The organism is Pantoea sp. Taur (genome assembly GCF_009830025.1).
Taxonomy (GTDB): domain Bacteria; phylum Pseudomonadota; class Gammaproteobacteria; order Enterobacterales; family Enterobacteriaceae; genus Pantoea; species Pantoea communis.
This window is the reverse complement of sequence record NZ_SZZZ01000057.1, coordinates 1-1,758: the sequence shown is the minus strand read 5'-3', so window position 1 is coordinate 1,758 and position 1,758 is coordinate 1. Positions and strand designations below refer to the sequence as shown.

Sequence of the window (1,758 nt, the reverse complement as noted above, 5' to 3'; positions counted from 1 at the left end):
TTACTTTTCTATCAGACAATCTGTGTGAGCACTTCGAAGGAAGGTATCTTCAGGTAAGGAGGTGATCCAACCGCAGGTTCCCCTACGGTTACCTTGTTACGACTTCACCCCAGTCATGAATCACAAAGTGGTAAGCGCCCTCCCGAAGGTTAAGCTACCTACTTCTTTTGCAACCCACTCCCATGGTGTGACGGGCGGTGTGTACAAGGCCCGGGAACGTATTCACCGTAGCATTCTGATCTACGATTACTAGCGATTCCGACTTCATGGAGTCGAGTTGCAGACTCCAATCCGGACTACGACGCACTTTATGAGGTCCGCTTGCTCTCGCGAGGTCGCTTCTCTTTGTATGCGCCATTGTAGCACGTGTGTAGCCCTACTCGTAAGGGCCATGATGACTTGACGTCATCCCCACCTTCCTCCAGTTTATCACTGGCAGTCTCCTTTGAGTTCCCGGCCGGACCGCTGGCAACAAAGGATAAGGGTTGCGCTCGTTGCGGGACTTAACCCAACATTTCACAACACGAGCTGACGACAGCCATGCAGCACCTGTCTCAGAGTTCCCGAAGGCACCAAAGCATCTCTGCTAAGTTCTCTGGATGTCAAGAGTAGGTAAGGTTCTTCGCGTTGCATCGAATTAAACCACATGCTCCACCGCTTGTGCGGGCCCCCGTCAATTCATTTGAGTTTTAACCTTGCGGCCGTACTCCCCAGGCGGTCGACTTAACGCGTTAGCTCCGGAAGCCACGCCTCAAGGGCACAACCTCCAAGTCGACATCGTTTACGGCGTGGACTACCAGGGTATCTAATCCTGTTTGCTCCCCACGCTTTCGCACCTGAGCGTCAGTCTTTGTCCAGGGGGCCGCCTTCGCCACCGGTATTCCTCCAGATCTCTACGCATTTCACCGCTACACCTGGAATTCTACCCCCCTCTACAAGACTCTAGCCTGCCAGTTTCGAATGCAGTTCCCAGGTTAAGCCCGGGGATTTCACATCCGACTTGACAGACCGCCTGCGTGCGCTTTACGCCCAGTAATTCCGATTAACGCTTGCACCCTCCGTATTACCGCGGCTGCTGGCACGGAGTTAGCCGGTGCTTCTTCTGCGGGTAACGTCAATCGATGAAGCTATTAACTCCATCGCCTTCCTCCCCGCTGAAAGTACTTTACAACCCGAAGGCCTTCTTCATACACGCGGCATGGCTGCATCAGGCTTGCGCCCATTGTGCAATATTCCCCACTGCTGCCTCCCGTAGGAGTCTGGACCGTGTCTCAGTTCCAGTGTGGCTGGTCATCCTCTCAGACCAGCTAGGGATCGTCGCCTAGGTGAGCCATTACCCCACCTACTAGCTAATCCCATCTGGGCACATCCGATGGTGTGAGGCCCGAAGGTCCCCCACTTTGGTCCGAAGACGTTATGCGGTATTAGCTACCGTTTCCAGTAGTTATCCCCCTCCATCGGGCAGTTTCCCAGACATTACTCACCCGTCCGCCACTCGTCACCCGAGAGCAAGCTCTCTGTGCTACCGTTCGACTTGCATGTGTTAGGCCTGCCGCCAGCGTTCAATCTGAGCCATGATCAAACTCTTCAATTTAAAGTTTGATTTGCTGAAACAAGTTCAGCGATGCTCATCTGTAAAACGTCATAATGAATTTCATTATGTGTTCACTCGTGAGACTTGATATTTTTTACGTCCGGAGACGCTGATATCAATCCTGCGAGTGCCCACACAGATTGTCTGATAAATTGTTAAAGAGC

The 1,758-nt window shown here is 52.7% G+C and carries 1 rRNA gene; it reads right to left on the bottom strand.

Going from position 1 to position 1,758, the window contains the following annotated elements:
- Positions 1-54 precede the first annotated feature (54 nt).
- Positions 55-1,594, bottom strand: a 16S ribosomal RNA gene (locus FD744_RS25195).
- Positions 1,595-1,758 lie beyond the last annotated feature (164 nt).